The 16,312-nt window shown below is 73.6% G+C and carries 14 protein-coding genes; 4 read left to right on the top strand and 10 right to left on the bottom strand.

Going from position 1 to position 16,312, the window contains the following annotated elements; translation table 11 throughout:
• Positions 1 to 492: 492 nt before the first annotated feature.
• The 9 genes from tyrS to argC form a co-directional block, all read right to left on the bottom strand.
• Entirely contained in the window at positions 493 to 1,770 is a 1,278-nt protein-coding gene (tyrS, locus tag ABZ914_RS29510) for a tyrosine--tRNA ligase (RefSeq protein ID WP_500197163.1), read from the bottom strand.
• Positions 1,771 to 1,854: 84 nt separating this feature from the next.
• Positions 1,855 to 2,490, bottom strand: coding sequence for a DNA-3-methyladenine glycosylase (locus tag ABZ914_RS29505; RefSeq protein WP_500197161.1), 636 nt, complete (start codon positions 2,488 to 2,490; stop codon positions 1,855 to 1,857).
• Between the two features lie 158 nt (positions 2,491 to 2,648).
• On the bottom strand, positions 2,649 to 4,067 hold the full coding sequence (gene argH, locus ABZ914_RS29500; protein WP_500197159.1) for an argininosuccinate lyase: 1,419 nt from the start codon (positions 4,065 to 4,067) through the stop codon (positions 2,649 to 2,651).
• Between the two features lie 136 nt (positions 4,068 to 4,203).
• The gene (locus tag ABZ914_RS29495) at positions 4,204 to 4,707 is read right to left on the bottom strand and encodes an arginine repressor (protein ID WP_500197165.1); all 504 of its coding nucleotides are present in this window, start codon (positions 4,705 to 4,707) and stop codon (positions 4,204 to 4,206) included.
• Between the two features lie 8 nt (positions 4,708 to 4,715).
• Entirely contained in the window at positions 4,716 to 5,636 is a 921-nt protein-coding gene (argF, locus tag ABZ914_RS29490; protein ID WP_500197158.1) for an ornithine carbamoyltransferase, read from the bottom strand.
• Between the two features lie 5 nt (positions 5,637 to 5,641).
• The gene (locus tag ABZ914_RS29485; RefSeq protein WP_500197157.1) at positions 5,642 to 6,844 is read right to left on the bottom strand and encodes an acetylornithine transaminase; all 1,203 of its coding nucleotides are present in this window, start codon (positions 6,842 to 6,844) and stop codon (positions 5,642 to 5,644) included.
• Positions 6,841 to 7,755, bottom strand: coding sequence for an acetylglutamate kinase (argB, locus tag ABZ914_RS29480; protein WP_190856612.1), 915 nt, complete (start codon positions 7,753 to 7,755; stop codon positions 6,841 to 6,843). The genes ABZ914_RS29485 and argB overlap by 4 nt, the downstream gene beginning before the upstream one ends.
• Positions 7,756 to 7,778: 23 nt before the next feature.
• Positions 7,779 to 8,936, bottom strand: coding sequence for a bifunctional glutamate N-acetyltransferase/amino-acid acetyltransferase ArgJ (gene argJ / locus ABZ914_RS29475; RefSeq protein ID WP_500197155.1), 1,158 nt, complete (start codon positions 8,934 to 8,936; stop codon positions 7,779 to 7,781).
• Positions 8,933 to 9,961 (bottom strand): N-acetyl-gamma-glutamyl-phosphate reductase, encoded by a 1,029-nt coding sequence (gene argC, locus ABZ914_RS29470; RefSeq protein WP_500197153.1) that lies wholly within the window; start codon positions 9,959 to 9,961, stop codon positions 8,933 to 8,935. The genes argJ and argC overlap by 4 nt, the downstream gene beginning before the upstream one ends.
• 247 nt (positions 9,962 to 10,208) lie before the next feature.
• On the opposite strand from argC, the gene ABZ914_RS29465 reads away from it, so the two are divergent.
• Genes ABZ914_RS29465 through ABZ914_RS29455 form a run of 3 tightly spaced genes read left to right on the top strand, consistent with a single transcriptional unit; the run spans position 10,209 to position 12,513 of the window.
• Positions 10,209 to 10,703 carry a MarR family winged helix-turn-helix transcriptional regulator gene (locus ABZ914_RS29465; RefSeq protein ID WP_500197151.1) on the top strand — a complete coding sequence of 165 codons (495 nt, stop codon included), beginning with the start codon at positions 10,209 to 10,211 and terminating at the stop codon, positions 10,701 to 10,703.
• Entirely contained in the window at positions 10,700 to 11,668 is a 969-nt protein-coding gene (locus ABZ914_RS29460; protein ID WP_387030469.1) for an ATP-binding cassette domain-containing protein, read from the top strand. The genes ABZ914_RS29465 and ABZ914_RS29460 overlap by 4 nt, the downstream gene beginning before the upstream one ends.
• Entirely contained in the window at positions 11,665 to 12,513 is an 849-nt protein-coding gene (locus ABZ914_RS29455) for an ABC transporter permease (RefSeq protein ID WP_500197149.1), read from the top strand. The genes ABZ914_RS29460 and ABZ914_RS29455 overlap by 4 nt, the downstream gene beginning before the upstream one ends.
• A gap of 50 nt (positions 12,514 to 12,563) precedes the next feature.
• Here the strand turns inward: ABZ914_RS29455 and ABZ914_RS29450 are convergent, their stop codons facing one another.
• Positions 12,564 to 14,180, bottom strand: coding sequence for an ABC-F family ATP-binding cassette domain-containing protein (locus ABZ914_RS29450; protein WP_500197147.1), 1,617 nt, complete (start codon positions 14,178 to 14,180; stop codon positions 12,564 to 12,566).
• 304 nt (positions 14,181 to 14,484) lie between these two features.
• On the opposite strand from ABZ914_RS29450, the gene ABZ914_RS29445 reads away from it, so the two are divergent.
• Positions 14,485 to 16,312, top strand: a 1,828-nt coding sequence (locus ABZ914_RS29445) for an ATP-binding protein (RefSeq protein ID WP_500197145.1), incomplete at its 3' end; no start/stop codon positions are given.

Genomic DNA, 16,312 nt, shown 5'->3' with positions numbered 1-16,312 from the left:
GGGATGGCACGGGGCGACCCGGCCGAACCGGCCAGGTCGATAAAGGCACTGGCTTTTAACACGCTGTTGAGTTCTCAAGAAACGGACACCCACCGCGCCGGACCCGCTTCCGCGAGCCCCACCCCGGGGCAACCCTTCAAGCCTACCCGATCCGCCCGCTTTGTCAAACTCTGGGCGGTTCGGCCTCCAACGTCCCATTTGGGCGCGGACAGGTCCGTCCCAGCTGATCTGTTGGAGGTTCCCCCGGGGCCGGCCGCCTTGCCGGCGTCCCGCTCCCCCGTGGGGCGTGTAGAACATTAGGTCCCTGCGAGGGGACCGTCAAATCGATCGCCTGCGGCACGTTTAAGCAGGTCAGAGGGGGTTTCGTGGCCTCAGAGCGGCCCAGTTGAGGCCGCTCGTGACCTCACTGTGACGTGGATCTACCGAAGTTTTCCCCCGGGTAGGGCGAGCGCCCGCCCGGAGAGGTCCGGACGGGCGCTCGTCACGCGCGGTTCAGGAGCCGGTCACCTCGACGCCGCCGACGTTCCGCTTGCCCCGCCGCAGGACGAGGAAGCGGCCGTGCAGCAGGTCGCCGGACGCCGGCGCGGCGTCCTCCGACTCGACCTTGGCGTTGTTCAGGTACACGCCGCCCTGGCTGATCGTCCGCCGGGCCTCCGACTTGCTCTTGCAGAGCCCTGAGGCCGCCAGGAGATCCACGACGGGCGGGAGCTCTCCCGGTGGGATCTCCGTGCGGGGCACCTCGGCGAGCGCGGACCTGAGGGTCCGCTCGTCCAGCTCCTCCAGCGCGCCCTGGCCGAACAGGGCCTTGGACGCGGCGATGACCGCGGCCGTCTCGTCCGCGCCGTGGACGAGCGTGGTCATCTCCTCGGCGAGGGCGCGCTGCGGCAGGCGTGCGGCGGGCCGCTCGGCGCCCTGCTTGACCAGGTCCTCGATCTCCTCGCGGGAGCGGAAGCTGAAGACCTTGAGGAACTTCTCCACGTCGCGGTCGTCGGCGTTGATCCAGAACTGGTAGAACGCGTACGGCGAGGTCAGCTCGGGGTCGAGCCAGTACGTCTCGCCCCCGGCGGTCTTGCCGAACTTCGTGCCGTCCGCCTTGGTGAGCAGCGGCGTCGTCAGCGCGTGGGCGCTTCCGCCCTCGACGCGGCGGATGAGGTCGACGCCGGCGGTGAGGTTGCCCCACTGGTCGCTGCCGCCCGTCTGCAGGACGCACCCGTACCGGCGGTACAGCTCCAGGAAGTCCATGGACTGCAGGAGCACGTAGCTGAACTCGGTGTAGCTCATCCCGGTGGTGTCGAGGCGGGCCTTGACGGTCTCCCGGGCGAGCATCCGGTTGACCGGGAAGTGCTTGCCGATGTCGCGCAGGAACTCGATGGCCGACATGGGGCCGGTCCAGTCGAGGTTGCTGACCATGGTGGCGCCGGTGGGGCCTTCGTCGAAGTCCAGGAACCGCGACACCTGGCCGCGGATCCGCTCGACCCAGCCGGCGACGGTCTCCTCGGAGTTCAGGACGCGTTCGGCGCTCTTGCCGCTCGGGTCGCCGATCTGGCCGGTGGCGCCGCCGACGAGGCCGAGGGGGCGGTGGCCCGCCTGCTGGAAGCGCCGCAGGATGAGGATCTGGATGAGGTTGCCGAGGTGCAGCGAGGGCGCCGTCGGGTCGAACCCGCAATACAGCGTGACCGGCCCCGCGGCGAGCAGCGCCCGCATCTCGTCCAGATCGGTGGACTGCGCGATCAGGTCGCGCCACGCGAGGTCATCCAGGATGTCGGTCACGTTCTCCCTCGTCTCAGCCTTGCCGTCCGGCTCTTTCACCAGACTGCCCGATGGGCCTGAGCCCACGCCAACGATATTCGGAGGTCAGGCCCGCCCGGCGGCCTTCCGGCGGACGCGCGGGACGTGCGCCCGGTACGGCGACACGGTCGGGTCGCCGTCGACGTAGAACCGCCACGGCACCTCCTTGGCGCCGTTGACGCCGGTCCGCGGCCCGCTGCGGATCAGCGCGGGGTCGGCGGGCTCGCCGCGCAGGATCGTCATCTCGCCGCCGGGCGTGCACACGTCCAGGCCGTTCTGGTCCCGGACGACGCCGAGGGCCTGGCACAGCCGGGCCGGGCCGCGGGCCAGGTCGCGGACGGTGGACTTCGGGCGGCGGGCCCGCGCGAGGTCCTCCCCCTCGATGATCTCGCCTGCGCGCAGCAGCACCGCCGACGACGTCCCCTCGGGGCCGCAGACCAGGTTCATGCAGAAGTGCATGCCGTAGGTGAAGTACACGTAGACGTGCCCGGGCGGCCCGAACATGACCGCGTTGCGCGGCGTCTCGCCGCGGTACGCGTGGGACGCGGGGTCGAGCGGGCCCGCGTACGCCTCGACCTCGGTGAGCCGCGCGGCGACCTCGCCCTCGGGCGTGCGATGCGTGATCACGTGCCCGAGCAGCGAGGGCGCCACCTCGTCCACCGGCCGGTCGAAGAAGTCCCGTGGCAGCAGCGCTCCGTCCATCGCCTCACCGTGGTCTAGGGGGTGGTCCGCCGGTCGACCAGCCTAGAGGGCGGCGCGGACCGCCCCGGCCGGGCGCCGGTCGGTACCCCCTGTGGGGCCGCCCGCACCTCCGGCAAGGGCGGCCTGACCGGTGCCTTCCGCTCCGCTCCAGCCGCCGGTCAGGCGTCGGAGTCGGCGGCCCAGGAGGCGTGGTCGTTGACCTGGGCGCGCAGCGCGGCGATCTGCTCGCGGACGCGGTCGGGCGCGGTGCCGCCGTAGGCCTTGCGGGACGCCAGCGCGCCCTGGACGTTGAGGACCTCGCGGACGTCCGGCGTGAGGTGCGGCGACACCTTGGCCAGCTCGTCGTCGGTGAGGTCGTCGAAGTCCTTGTCGTTGACCTGGCACCAGACGACGAGGTGCCCGACGACCTCGTGGGCGTCGCGGAACGCGACGCCGCGCCGGACCAGCAGCTCGGCGAGGTCGGTGGCGAGGGCGAACCCGTCGGGCGCGGAGGTCTCCAGCCGCTCGGTGTTGACCCGCATGGTGGCGATCAGGCCGGACATCGCGGGCAGGACGAGCAGCAGCGTCTCGACGGCGTCGAACGCGCCCTCCTTGTCCTCCTGGAGGTCGCGGTTGTAGGTGAGCGGCAGGCCCTTGAGGGTGGTGAGGAGGCCGACGAGATGGCCGATGAGCCGGCCGGCCTTGCCGCGGGCCAGCTCGGCGACGTCGGGGTTCTTCTTCTGCGGCATGATCGACGACCCGGTGGCGTAGGTGTCGTCCATCTCGATCCAGCGGAACTCCTGCGACGCCCAGAGGCAGACCTCCTCGCCGAGGCGGGACAGGTGCACGCCGATCAGCGCGGCGGCGAAGAGGAACTCGGCGACGAAGTCGCGGTCGGCGACGGCGTCCATGGAGTTGGGCGCGGCGGCGTCGAAGCCGAGTTCGGCGGCGGTGGCCTGCGGGTCGAGCGGCAGCGACGAGCCGGCGAGGGCGCCGGAGCCGAGCGGGGAGACGGCGGCGCGCCGGTCCCAGTCGCGGAGCCGGTCGACGTCGCGGGTGAGCGGCTGGACGTGCGCGAGCAGCTGGTGGGAGAACAGGACCGGCTGCGCGTGCTGCAGGTGGGTCATGCCGGGCGCGGCGACGCCGAGGTTGTGCTCGGCCTGCGCGATCAGCGCGGTCTCCAGCTCGACGAGCCGGGACACGATCTGCCGGGCGTGGTCGCGCAGGTACAGGCGCAGGTCGGTGGCGACCTGGTCGTTGCGGCTGCGGCCGGCGCGCAGCTTGCCGCCGAGGGCGCCGAGCCGCTCCAGCAGGCCGCGTTCGAGGGCGGTGTGCACGTCCTCGTCGGCGACCGCGGGCCGGAACTCCCCGGACCGGCAGGCGGCCTCGAGGTCGTCGAGGGCACCGATCATGCGCTCGAGCTCGTCGTCGGTGAGCAGCCCGGCCCGGTTGAGGACGCGGGCGTGGGCGCGGGAGCCCATCAGGTCGTACGGGGCGAGCCGCCAGTCGAACTGGACGCTCACCGAGAGCCGCGCGAGCGCGTCCGACGGGCCGCCCTCGAACCGGCCGCCCCACAGTCGCGTCGGTGCCTTGGTCACGGAATTCCTCTTCTTCTCGGCGCTGTTTCTCGCGCTGTGCGTTCGTGTACTCGCCATCCCACCATGCCCCGGGGCCGGGGCGCGCGTCAGGCGCCCCGCGCGGCGGGCGCGGCGGCGCCCGGGGCGGGGGACGGCTCTAACCTCGTCGTTCCCGGCCGGCGGTCAGCCTGAGGAGCGCCTCGGCGACCACGTCGCCGCCGTGCGGGTCGCGGGCGATGACGAGGATGGAGTCGTCGCCCGCGACCGTGCCGAGGATCGTCGGCCACTCGGCGTGGTCGATCGCCGAGGCCAGGTACTGCGCCGCGCCCGGCGGGGTGCGGACGATGACCAGGTTCGCCGACGCCTCCGCCGACACGAGCAGTTCGGCGGCGATCCGGGAGAGCCGGCCGGCGAACGTCTCGGCGGCGCCGGTGCGGGCGCGGCGGATCCGCTCGCCGCCCTCGCCGGGGACGGCGTAGATGAGGCTGCCGTCGTCGGCGCGGAGCTTGACGGCGCCGATCTCGACGAGGTCGCGGGAGAGGGTGGCCTGGGTGACGTCGACGCCGTCGTCCTGCAGGAGCTTGGCGAGCTCGCCCTGCGAGTGGACGGGGTGGCGGGTCAGCAGGTCGATCACCCGGGACTGGCGGGCGGTCTTGGTCATCGGGGTCGTCAACGGGATCGCTCCAGGAGCCAGGTCAGCAGTGCCTTCTGGGCGTGCAGCCGGTTCTCGGCCTCGTCCCACACGCGGCTGCGGGGGCCGTCGATGACGCCGGCGGTGATCTCCTTGCCGCGGTAGGCGGGCAGGCAGTGCAGGACGATCGCCTCGGGGTCGGCGAGGGCGAGGAGGTCCTCGTTGACCTGGTACGGCTCGTAGAGCGAGGTGTCCTTGCCCTCCTCCCCCATCGACACCCAGGTGTCGGTGGCGAGGACGTCGGCGCCGGCGGCGGCGCGGGCGGCGTCGTCCGTGACGGTCACCGAGCCGCCGGTGGCGGCGGCGATCTCGGTGGCGCGCGCGACGACGGCGGGGTCGGGCGGCAGGGACGCCGGCGCGGCGACGCGGACGTGCATCCCGGCGGTGGCGCAGCCGAGCAGGTAGGAGTGGGCCATGTTGTTGGCGCCGTCGCCGAAGTAGGCGAGGGAGGCGCCGGTGAGGCCGCCCTTGGCCTCCCGGACGGTCTGCAGGTCGGCGAGGATCTGGCAGGGGTGGAACTCGTCGGTGAGGGCGTTGACGACGGGGACGGCGGTGCCGGCGGCCATCTCGTCGACGCGCGCCTGCCCGGCCGTCCGCCAGACGATCGCGGCGACCTGGCGTTCGAGCACGCGGGCGGTGTCGGCGATGCTCTCGCCGCGGCCGAGCTGGCTGCTGCCGGCGTCCATGACGAGGGGGTGGCCGCCGAGTTCGGCGATGCCGGTCGCGAACGACAGCCGGGTCCGGGTGGAGGGCTTGTCGAACAGCACCGCGACGGACTGCGGGCCTTCGAGCGGCCGGTAGGCGAACCGGTCCTTCTTGGCCTTCGCGGCGAGGTCGAGGACTTCGGCCTGCTCGGCGGGCGCGAGGTCGTCGTCGCGCAGGAAGTGCCTGACGGTCATGGGGGTCAGCTCTCCTTCACGGCGGACGCGGCGGCGTCGAGGATCGAGGGGAACGCGGTGGTGAACGAGCGGGCCTGCTCCTCGGTGAGGATGAGGGGCGGGGCCATCCGCAGGGCGTCGGGCTGGAGCGCGTTGACGAGGAAGCCGGCGTCGCGGGCGGCGGCCTCGACGGCGGGCGCGTGCGGGCCGGTGAGGACGGCGGCGCGCCACAGGCCCCGGCCCCGGACGCCCTTGAGCAGCGGGTGGTCGATCGCCGCGATCCCGGACGCGAGGACCTCCCCGACGGCGGCGGCGTTGGCGAGCAGGCCGTCCTTCTCGATGGTGTCGAGGACGGCGAGGGCGGCGGCGGCGCTGACCGGGTTGCCGCCGAACGTGCTGCCGTGGTCGCCCTTGGCGAAGGTCCCGCCGTGCTCGCCGAACGCGACGCAGGCGCCGATCGGCAGGCCGCCGCCGAGTCCCTTGGCGAGCGTGAGGACGTCCGGGCGGGCGTTCTCGTGCTGGAACGCGAACCAGGCGCCGGTCCGGCCGATCGCGGACTGGATCTCGTCGGCGACGAACAGCGCGCCGGTGGCGTCGCAGATCTCCCGGGCGGCGGTGAAGTAGCCGTCGGGCGGGGGGACGACGCCGGCCTCGCCCTGCGTGGGTTCGAGGAACACCGCGGCGCACCGCTCGCCGACGGCGGCCTTGAGCGCGTCCGCGTCGCCGTAGGGGACGAACCGGACGTCGATGGCGAACGGGCCGAACGGCTCGCGGATCGCCTTCTTCCCGGTGAGCGACAGGGCGCCCATGCTGCGGCCGTGGAATCCGTTCTCCGTCGCGACGAAGTACGTCCGGCCGCTGGTCTTGCCGTACTTGATCGCGAGCTTCAGCGCGGCCTCGTTGGCCTCGGTGCCGCTGTTGGCGAGGAAGACCCGCCCGTCGCCGCCGAGCAGGTCCCGCAGCCGCTCGGCGAGCCGCACCTCGGGTTCGTTCAGGAACAGGTTGGAGGTGTGGGCGATGGACGCGACCTGCGCGGACACCGCCTCGACGAGGGCGGGGTGGGCGTGCCCGAGGGAGCTGACCGCGATGCCGGCGATCAGGTCGAGGTAGGCGCGCCCGTCGGCGTCCCACACGGTGCAGCCCTCGCCGCGCGCCAGCGCGACCGGGGGGACGCCGTAGTTCGGCATGAACGCGGCCTCGAACCGCTTCCGCAGGTCGTCCGCGCTCATTTCAGGTCCTCCCTCACGGGTCCGCCGGGGAGGCTCGGCAGCACCATCGTTCCGATCCCTTCGTCGGTGAAGATCTCCAGCAGCAGCGAGTGCGGGACGCGGCCGTCCAGGACGTGCGCCTGCGGGACGCCGCCGCGCACGGCGGCCAGGCACGCCTCCATCTTCGGCACCATGCCGGCCGACAGGTCCGGCAGCAGCGCCGCCAGCTCGTCGGTGGTCAGCCGGTCGATCACGTCGTCGCTGTCGGGCCAGTCGGAGTACAGGCCCTCGACGTCGGTGAGCACGACGAGCTTCACCGCGTCCAGCGCGACGGCGAGCGCCGCGGCGGCCGTGTCGGCGTTGACGTTGTACACCTCGCCGTCGTCGCCGCGCGCGACGCTCGACACGACGGGGACGCGCCCGTCGTCGAGCAGCGCGCGGACGGCGCCGACCTGCACCTCGACGATCTCGCCGACCTGGCCGATGTCGACCCGCTCGCCGTCCACGAGCGCGTGCTTGCGCTCGGCGGTGAACAGGTTGGCGTCCTCGCCGGACATGCCGACGGCGAACGGGCCGTGCCGGTTGATCAGCCCGACGACGTCCCGCTGCACCTGCCCGGTCAGCACCATCCGGACGACCTCCATGGCCTCCGGGGTGGTGACGCGGAGCCCGGCGGTGAACGTCGAGTCGATGCCGTTGCGCTCGAGCGCGGCGTTGATCTGGGGGCCGCCGCCGTGCACGATGACCGGCTTGAGCCCGGCGTAGCGCAGGAACACGATGTCCTCGGCGAACTGGTGGCGCAGCGCCTCGTCGGTCATCGCGTGCCCGCCGTACTTGATCACGACGGTGGTGCCGTGGAAGCGCTCCAGCCACGGCAGCGCCTTGATCAGCGTCTCCGCCTTGCCCATGACCCCGGCGCGGTTCTTGCGCATCTGCGCGCCGCTGGTGATCGCGCTCATGTGGAGTACGCCGAGTTCTCGTGGACGTAGTCGGCGGTGAGGTCGCTCGTCCAGACGGTCGCGCTGTGCGGGCCGGCCGACAGGTCGGCGGTGATCGTCACGTCGCGGGGGCGCATGTCGACCTTGTCGCGGTCGTCGCCGAACGAGCCGTTCCGGCACACCCACACGCCGTTGATCGCGACGTTGAGCTGGTCGGGTTCGAACACGGCGTCGGTGGTGCCGATCGCCGACAGCACCCGGCCCCAGTTGGGGTCCTCGCCGTGGATGGCGCACTTGAGCAGGTTGTTGCGGGCGACGGACCGGCCGACCGTGACGGCGTCGTCCTCGGACGCGGCGCCGACGACCTCTATCGCGATGGCCTTGGACGCGCCCTCGGCGTCCACGAGGAGCTGCCGGGTCAGGTCGGCGCACACCTCGGTGAGCAGCGCGGTGAACTCGTCCTCGGCGGGGACGGCGCCGGTCGCGCCGGACGCCATCAGCAGGACGGTGTCGTTGGTCGAGGTGCAGCCGTCGGAGTCGAGCCGGTCGAAGGTGACGCGGGTCGCGGCGCGCAGCGCCCGGTCCAGCGCCTCGGCGGGCAGGTCGGCGTCGGTGGTGATCACGCACAGCATGGTGGCGAGGGACGGGGCGAGCATGCCCGCGCCCTTCGCCATCGCGCCGATCATGTAGCCGCCCTCGCCCTGCCGGAAGGAGATCTTGGCGACGGTGTCGGTGGTGCGGATGGCGTCGGCGGCGGCGAGGCCGCCGTCGCCGCGCGACAGCTCGGCGGCGGCCTTGTCCACGCCGGGCAGCAGCGCGTCCATCGGCAGCCGCTCGCCGATGAGGCCGGTGGAGCAGACGGCGATCTCGCCGGCGGAGTCGGCGAGCAGCTCGGCGGCCTTCTCCGCGGTGGCGTGGGCGTCCTGGAAGCCGGCGGCCCCGGTGCAGGCGTTGGCGCCGCCGGAGTTCAGCACGACCGCGCGGACGCGGCCGCCCTTGAGGACCTGCTCCGACCACAGGACGGGCGCGGCTTTGACGCGGTTGCGGGTGAAGACGGCGGCGGCGGCGCGGGACGGCCCGTCGTTGACGACGAGGGCCAGGTCGCGGGTGCCGCTGTCCTTCAGCCCGGCGACGACGCCGGCGGCGCGGAAACCCCGGGGGGCGGTGACGCTCAAGGGGACACTCCGATCGTGGTCAGCCCGAGTTCTTCCGGGAGGCCGAGGGCGAGGTTGGCGCTCTGGACGGCGCCGCCCGCGGTGCCCTTGGCGAGGTTGTCGACGGCGGCGACCGCGATGATGCGGCCGGCCGCCTCGTCCAGGGCGACCTGGACGAGCGCGGTGTTCGCGCCGAGCGTCATGGAGGTGGCGGGCCACTGCCCCTCGGGCAGCAGGCCGAGGAAGGGCTCGCCGGCGTAGGCGTCGCCGTAGGCGGCGCGGAGGGTCGCGGCGGTGACGCCGGGCCGGGCCTTGGCCGTGCAGGTCGCGAGGATGCCGCGGCTCATCGGGGCGAGCGTCGGCGTGAACGACACGGTGACGGGCTCGCCGGCGACGGCGCCGAGGTTCTGCGTCATCTCGGGGGTGTGGCGGTGGACGCCGCCGGCCGCGTAGGCGCTGACGGAGCCCATGACCTCGCTGCCGAGCAGGTGCGGCTTGAGGGCGCGGCCGGCGCCGGAGGTGCCGGACGCGGCGACCACGACGACGTCGGGTTCGGCGAGCCCGGCGGCGAACGCCGGGAAGAGCGCGAGGGTGACGGCGGTCGGGTAGCAGCCGGGGACGGCGATCCGCTTGGTGGTGCGGAGCGCGTCCCGCTGTCCCGGAAGCTCCGGCAGCCCGTACGGCCAGGTGCCGGCGTGGGGGGTGCCGTAGAACGCCTCCCAGGCGGCGGGGTCGGTGAGCCGGTGGTCGGCGCCGCAGTCGACGACGAGCACGTCGTCGCCGAGCTCCGCGGCGAGCGGCCCGGACTGGCCGTGCGGCAGGGCGAGGAACACCACGTCGTGGCCGGCCAGGGTGTCCGGGGTGGTCTCCTCCAGGACGCGCCCGGCCAGCGATCGCAGATGCGGCTGGTGCGCGCCGAGCTCGGTGCCGGCGTTGGCGCCGGCGGTGAGCGCGCCGATCTCGAACTCTGGATGTCCCGCGAGGATGCGCAGCAGCTCGCCGCCCGCGTAACCGCTGGCGCCGGCGACCGCCGTCCGGATTCCCATGTCCACTCCTTCGGAAGCAAGCAGGTAAGAGTATGCACGCAACTGGAAATCTATTCAACGTCGGACGGGCGGTCAGCGGGTTCTGAGACGAGCGACACAGGGGCGCCGCGGCCGCGCGAGACGCGCCGGCACGTCAACATGAGTTGACACCTCCGGGATGTCAACTTACATTGACATCCATGGCCCGGAAAGTAATTAGGCACCTAAAGATTTGCCCTCGAACCATCAGTGGCCTAACATCGCCGCCATGGAGAACCTCGGCTACGACCTCAAGCTCCTCGGCCCCATGGAGGAGTGGCCGATCGGCCGGCTCTTCGCCGCCGCGACACGGCTGTCGGGTCCCGTCGTCTGGCGGATCGTCGAGCGGCACGGCATCAGCCCCGCGGGGTTCTTCCTGCTCCGCCTGCTCATCGTCGAGGACGGCCTGCGGCCCGGCGAGTGCGCCAAGCGGCTGCTGGTCACCCCGGCCACGGTGACCTCGGTGGTCGACACGCTCGAGCGCAACGGCCACGTCGTCCGGGAGCGCTCGCACCGCGACCGGCGCGGGGTGATGCTGCGGATCACCGACTCGGGCCGCCGGCTGGTCGCGGAGAAGTCCGGCCCGATCGGCGCGGACCTGCACGAGCTCTACGACGTCGTCGACGAGGGCGACGAGGCGGCCGTCCGCCGTTTCCTGCTCAACCTGATCAAGCAGTTCGAGACCTACTCCGAGGGCACGCAAGGGAAGGGAGACCGCGCGTGAGCGCACCCCCCGAGCCCGCCGTCCAGACGGTGGAGCTGAAGAAGACCTACCCGGCCGCCGGACCGCGGCCCGAGGTGCCCGCCGTCCGCGGCATCGACCTGGACGTTCCCCGCGGCGAGTTCTTCGGGCTGCTCGGCCCGAACGGCGCGGGCAAGTCCACGACCATCGGCATGCTCACCACCCTGGTCGTCCCGACCGGCGGCACCGCGCGGGTGACCGGGCTGGACGTGGTGCGGGACGCCGTCGAGATCAAGCGCCGCATCGGCGTGGTGTCGCAGAACAACACCCTCGACAGCGACCTGACCGCCGCCGAGAACCTGGAGTTCCGCGGCCGGTTCTTCGGGCTCAGCGCGCGCGACGCCCGGCGCCGCGCCGACGAGCTGATGGAGCTGTTCGGGCTCACCGAGCACCGCAAGGGCAACCCGTTCGAGATGTCGGGCGGGCAGGCCAAGCGGGTGATGATCTGCCGGGCCCTGATGCACGGGCCCGAGGTGCTGTTCCTGGACGAGCCGACGGCCGGCCTCGACCCGCAGACCCGCACCAACCTGTGGGAGGTGCTGCGCGGCCTGCAGGCGGGCGGGCAGACCATCCTGCTCACGACCCACTACATGGAGGAGGCCGAGGCGCTCTGCGACCGCGTCGCGGTCGTCGACCACGGCAGGATCCTCGCCGCGGGCACCGTGGACGAGCTGAAGAACGCGGCGGGCGCCGACACCGTCATCACCGTCGCCTACGACGCGCCCGCCCCCGACCAGATCCACAAGCTGTCCGCCCGCGACGGCATCAGCAAGGTCGAGGTCACCGACGGGCAGGTCCGGGTGTTCGCCACCGAGCCCGAGGGCATCCTCGGCGAGCTGGTCGCGATCGGGTCGGCCGCCGGCGTCGGCGTCACCGACGCCACGCAGCTGCGCCCCAGCCTGGAGACCGTCTTCCTCACCCTCACCGGAAGGGAATACCGCGAATGACCGCCCCGGCCGCGACCGTCCTGACGCCCCCGCCGCCGGCGCGGGCGACGATCCCCCGCACGTTCGCCGCGATGATGGCCCGCGAGGCGCGGGTGATGCGCAAGAACTTCCTGTCGACGTTCGTCCGGGTGCTGGTGCAGCCGGTGATGTTCGTGTTCGTCTTCTCCTACGTGCTGCCCAAGCTCGGCGGCGGCGCGATGGCGGGCGGGCCCGGCGGGCCGACGTTCTCCACGATCCTGGTGCCCGGGCTGGTCGGCTCGTCCATCATCATGCAGGCGATGATGGCGGTGATCTTCCCGCTGATGATGGAGCTGAACTGGCAGAAGTCCATCACCGACCGGGCGCTGGCGCCGGTGCCGATCCCGCTGCTGGCGGTGCAGAAGATCGTCGCGGCGGCCCTGCAGGGGCTGATCGGCGGGCTGCTGGTGTTCCCCGCCGTGCTGCTCATCCACGCCGAGGGCCAGTCCCCGCACGTGCACGTCGGGAACTGGGCCGTGCTGGTCGTGGTGATGGTGGCCGGGTCGCTGCTGGCCGCGTCCGGCGGGCTGCTGCTCGGCACGCTGCTGAACCCGCAGAAGGTCCAGGTGCTGTTCGCGATGGTGCTGCTGCCGATGACGATGCTCGGCTGCGTGTACTACCCGTGGTCGGCGCTGGACCACATCCGGTGGCTGCAGATCCTCAGCCTGTTCAACCCGCTCGTGTACGTCAGCGAGGGGCTGCGCAGCACCCTGACGCCCGCCATCCCGCACATGCCGGTGTGGGCGTTCCTGCTGGCCATCGTCGGCGGGACGATCCTGCTCACGTGGGCCGCGACCCGCACGTTCACCCGCCGCGTCCTGACCTGACCGGCGGCCCCGAAGGCCCCGCGCGGACGTTCCGCGCGGGGCCTTGCGCGTCACATGGGCCCCGCCTCGGCCAGGCCGGTGCGGCGGTCCATGCGCAGCCACCGGGTGAGGCGCAGCGTCCGCAGGAACGGCAGGTCGTGGCTGACCACGATCAGCGCGCCCTCGTAGGCGGCGAGGGCCTCGCCGAGCCGCGCGGCGCTGTCCATGTCGAGGTCGTTGGTCGGCTCGTCCAGCAGCAGGAGCCGCGGCGCGGGGTCGGCGAGCAGCAGCGACGCCAGCACCGCGCGCAGCCGCTCGCCGCCGGACAGGGTCCCGGCGGGCCGGTCGGCGCTCGCGCCGCGGAACAGGAACCGCGCCAGCCCCTGCCGGATCTCGGCGGGCGTCGCCGACGGCGCGGCCGCGCGCACGTTGTCGACGACGCTGCGGTCCCCGTCGAGGACGTCGAGCCGCTGCGGCAGGTACCGCACGCCGTCCACGCCGATCCGCACCGACACCCCGTCCGGGACGCGCTCGCCGGTGAGCGCGCGCAGGAGCGTCGTCTTCCCCGAGCCGTTCGGCCCGGTGAGCGCGATCCGCTCCGGGCCCCGGACGATCAGCTCGGCCAGCGTGCCCGGTGCCGGGTCGGGCGCGCGGAGCCCGGTGACCGCGGCGACCGTCCGCCCGGCCGGGACGCGGGTGGCGGGCAGCTCGATCCGGATCGCGGCGTCCTCGCGCACCGCGTCCTCCGCCTCGGCGAGCCGCGTCCGCGCCCCGGCGAGGCGTTCCTCGTGCATGATGCGGTGCTTGCCCGCCGAGACCTGCGCCTCGCGTTTCCGCAGTTTCATGACGGCCCTCGGTTCCCGCTTGTTCTCGTACATCTTGTTCGCGTACCGCTTGCGGCGGGCGAGCTTGACGTGGGCCTCCTCCAGTTCGCGCTTCTGCCGGCGCAGGTCGGTCCCGGCGACCCGGACCATCCGTTCCGCGGCCTCCTTCTCGACCGCGAGCAGCTCCTCGTAGGCGGACAGGTTGCCGCCGAACGACCGGACGGCGCCGTCGCGAAGGTCGGCGATGGCGTCGACCCGGTCCAGCAGCTCCCGGTCATGGCTGACGACGAGCAGTACGCCCGTCCAGGACTCGACCGCGTCGTACAGGCGGCGCCGCGCGTCGAGGTCGAGGTTGTTGGTCGGCTCGTCGAGGAGCAGCACGTCCGGGCGGGCCAGGAACAGCGCGGCCAGCCCGGTCATCACCGTCTCGCCGCCCGACAGGGTGTCGACGGGCCGGTCCAGGCCGAGGTGGCCGAGGCCGAGCCGGCCCAGCTCGGCGAGCGCGCGTTCCTCGACGTCCCAGCCGTCGCCGACGGCGGCGAAGTTCTCCTCGGTGGCCTCGCCGCGCTCGATGGCGTGCAGCGCCGCGCGGGCGGCGCCGATGCCGAGCAGGTCCGCGACGGTGGCGGAGCCGTCCAGGGCGAGGTTCTGCGGCAGACGGCCGACCTCGCCCTCGACGGCGACGGTCCCGGACCCGGGACGCAGCTCCCCGGCGATCAGCTTGAGCAGGGTGGACTTGCCGGACCCGTTGACCCCGATCAGGCCGGTCCGGCCGGCGCCGAACGCGGCGTCCAGGCCGTCGAGGACGGCGGTGCCGTCCGGCCACGCGAACGACAGGTCCGAGCAGACGATGGCGAATGACATGAGCGGCCTCCATGGCGGGTGCGAGCGGGCTGCTGACACGCGGACTGCTGATACATGGAGACACCGCGGAGGGCGCGCGACGCGCGGGCGGGCATGAGGAAGCCCGGCGGGACGTGGGGCCGCTGAGGTCGTGCGCGGGCCGGTGGACGGCCGCTGCGCGGTGCCGGACCTCAGAACTCCAACGGACTCCCCTGCCGGGCGACGATGTGACGCGTCCAGGCTACCCGGACTCTTATCGCGACACAAGTAACTTTAAGCGTGAATTCCGATGGAACGCCGGGACGCGCACCGCCATGCTGAAGGCATGGGACCCGTCAGCCCGGTCTTCGCCGGGCGCGCCGCCGAACTGGCCGCGCTGCGCGCCGCCCATGACCGCGCCCGCGCCGGCGAGGCCGCGGCCGTGCTGGTCGCCGCCGAGGCCGGCGGCGGCAAGACGCGCCTGGTCGAGGAGTTCACGCGGGACGTGCGCGCCGTCACCGGCGGCTGCCTCGACCTCGGCGCCGCGAACCTGCCCTACGCCCCGTTCACCGCGATCCTGCGGCGGCTCGGCCGGGACGCGGTCACCGCGCTGATGCCCGCGGCGGCCCTGCCGGAGCTGGCCCGGCTGATGCCCGCGCTGAGCGCCGACGCCCCGCCGCCCGACGAGGGCGCCGGCCGGATGCGGCTGTTCGAGCACGTGCTCACGCTCGCCGAACGGCTCGGCGCCCGCGAACCGGCCGTCCTCGTCGTGGAGGACGCGCACTGGGCCGACGGCTCGACGCGCGACCTGCTGTCCTTCCTGTTCCGCAACCCGCCGCGTCCGGGGGTGCTGCTGGTCGTGACGTTCCGGCCCGAGGAGCCGGCGGCCCGCGCACTCTTCGCCGAACTCGGCCGGCTCCCCCACGTCGCCCGGCTCGACCTGCCGCCCCTGACCGTCGCCGAGGTCGCCGACCAGGTGCGCGGCATCCTCGGCGCCGCGGACCACGCGACGGTCCGGGACGTCCACGCGCGCGGCGGCGGCAACCCGCTGTTCGTCGAGACGCTCGTCGCCGCCCCCGGCGAGGCCCTGCCAGGGACGCTGCGCGACCTGCTGCTCGCCCGCGTCGCCCGGCTCCCGGAGGCCGCCCGCGCGGTGCTGCGCGCGGCGAGCGCCGCCGGGGACCGGGTGGGCCATGCCTTGCTGGCCGCGGTGACCGGCCGCACGGACGCCGAGCTGACCGAGGCGCTGCGTCCCGCCGTCGAGCACGGCCTGCTGGCCGCCGACGGGGACGGCTACGCGTTCCGGCACGCGCTCATCCGCGAGGCCGTCCACGGCGACCTGCTGCCGGGCGAACGGGCCGCCCTGCACCGCCGCTACGCCGAGACCATCGAGCGGGCACCCGAGCTCAGCGACGCCCCGTCCGGTGCCCTCGCCGTCCACTGGGAGTGGTGCGGCGACCCGGCCAAGGCGCTGGCCGCCGCCTGGCGCGCCGCCGAAGAGCGGCGGGCGGCGACCGCCTACGCCGAGCAGCTCACCCTGCTGGAACGCGTCCTCGCCCTGTGGGACGAGGTCCCCGGCGCTGCCGAGCTGACCGGGCGCACCCGCCTGCGGGTGCTGGAGGACGCGGCGGAGGCCGCGAGCGCGGCCGGCGACCCCAGGCGCGGGCTGCCGCTCGTGCGACAGGCGCTGGACGGCACCGACCCGGCCCGCTCCCCCGTCGAGGCCGCCCGGCTCCTCGCGCTCCGGGGGATGCTGCGCGGATTCCAGGGGCACGACGGCGAGCTGGACGACCTCCGTGAGGCCGCACGCCTCGCCGCCGCCTCGCCCCCGGACCGCGTCAAGAGGCTCGCGCACCTCGCCTCCCGGCTGCTCGTCCACGGGGCGATGGACGAGGGGGGACGGCTCGGCCGCGAGGCCCTGGAGCTCGCCGCCGCTCTCGACCCGGCGCCGCGGACCGGCGGCCTGGAGTTCATCGTGGCCGCGGCCGCCGCGCGCGACGGCGACGGCGACACCGGACCGCTGGAACGGCTCCTCTCCCGCGGCCTCGGCGCGGGAGAGCGCGTCCGGGTGCTGAACACGCTCGCGCACGCGCGGCTGAACACCGGCCGCGCCGCCGAGGCGCTGGCGCTCACGGGCGAGGGGCTCGCCGTGGCGGAGGACGCGGGGCTCGCGC

Origin of the sequence: Spirillospora sp. NPDC046719 (assembly GCF_040645715.1) — a bacterium.
GTDB lineage: Bacteria > Actinomycetota > Actinomycetes > Streptosporangiales > Streptosporangiaceae > Spirillospora.
This window is presented reverse-complemented; position numbering and strand designations above follow the sequence as displayed.

Bases quoted from the DNA above. Each gene is read 5' to 3' on its own strand.
- ABZ914_RS29505 (WP_500197161.1), bottom strand. From the start codon at position 2,490: ATGGACGGAGCGCTGCTGCCACGGGACTTCTTCGACCGGCCGGTGGAC.
- ABZ914_RS29495 (WP_500197165.1), bottom strand. From the start codon at position 4,707: ATGACCAAGACCGCCCGCCAGTCCCGGGTGATCGACCTGCTGACCCGC.
- argF (WP_500197158.1), bottom strand. From the start codon at position 5,636: ATGACCGTCAGGCACTTCCTGCGCGACGACGACCTCGCGCCCGCCGAG.
- ABZ914_RS29485 (WP_500197157.1), bottom strand. From the start codon at position 6,844: ATGAGCGCGGACGACCTGCGGAAGCGGTTCGAGGCCGCGTTCATGCCG.
- argB (WP_190856612.1), bottom strand. From the start codon at position 7,755: ATGCGCAAGAACCGCGCCGGGGTCATGGGCAAGGCGGAGACGCTGATC.
- argC (WP_500197153.1), bottom strand. From the start codon at position 9,961: ATGGGAATCCGGACGGCGGTCGCCGGCGCCAGCGGTTACGCGGGCGGC.
- ABZ914_RS29465 (WP_500197151.1), top strand. From the start codon at position 10,209: ATGGAGAACCTCGGCTACGACCTCAAGCTCCTCGGCCCCATGGAGGAG.
- ABZ914_RS29455 (WP_500197149.1), top strand. From the start codon at position 11,665: ATGACCGCCCCGGCCGCGACCGTCCTGACGCCCCCGCCGCCGGCGCGG.
- ABZ914_RS29450 (WP_500197147.1), bottom strand. From the start codon at position 14,180: ATGTCATTCGCCATCGTCTGCTCGGACCTGTCGTTCGCGTGGCCGGAC.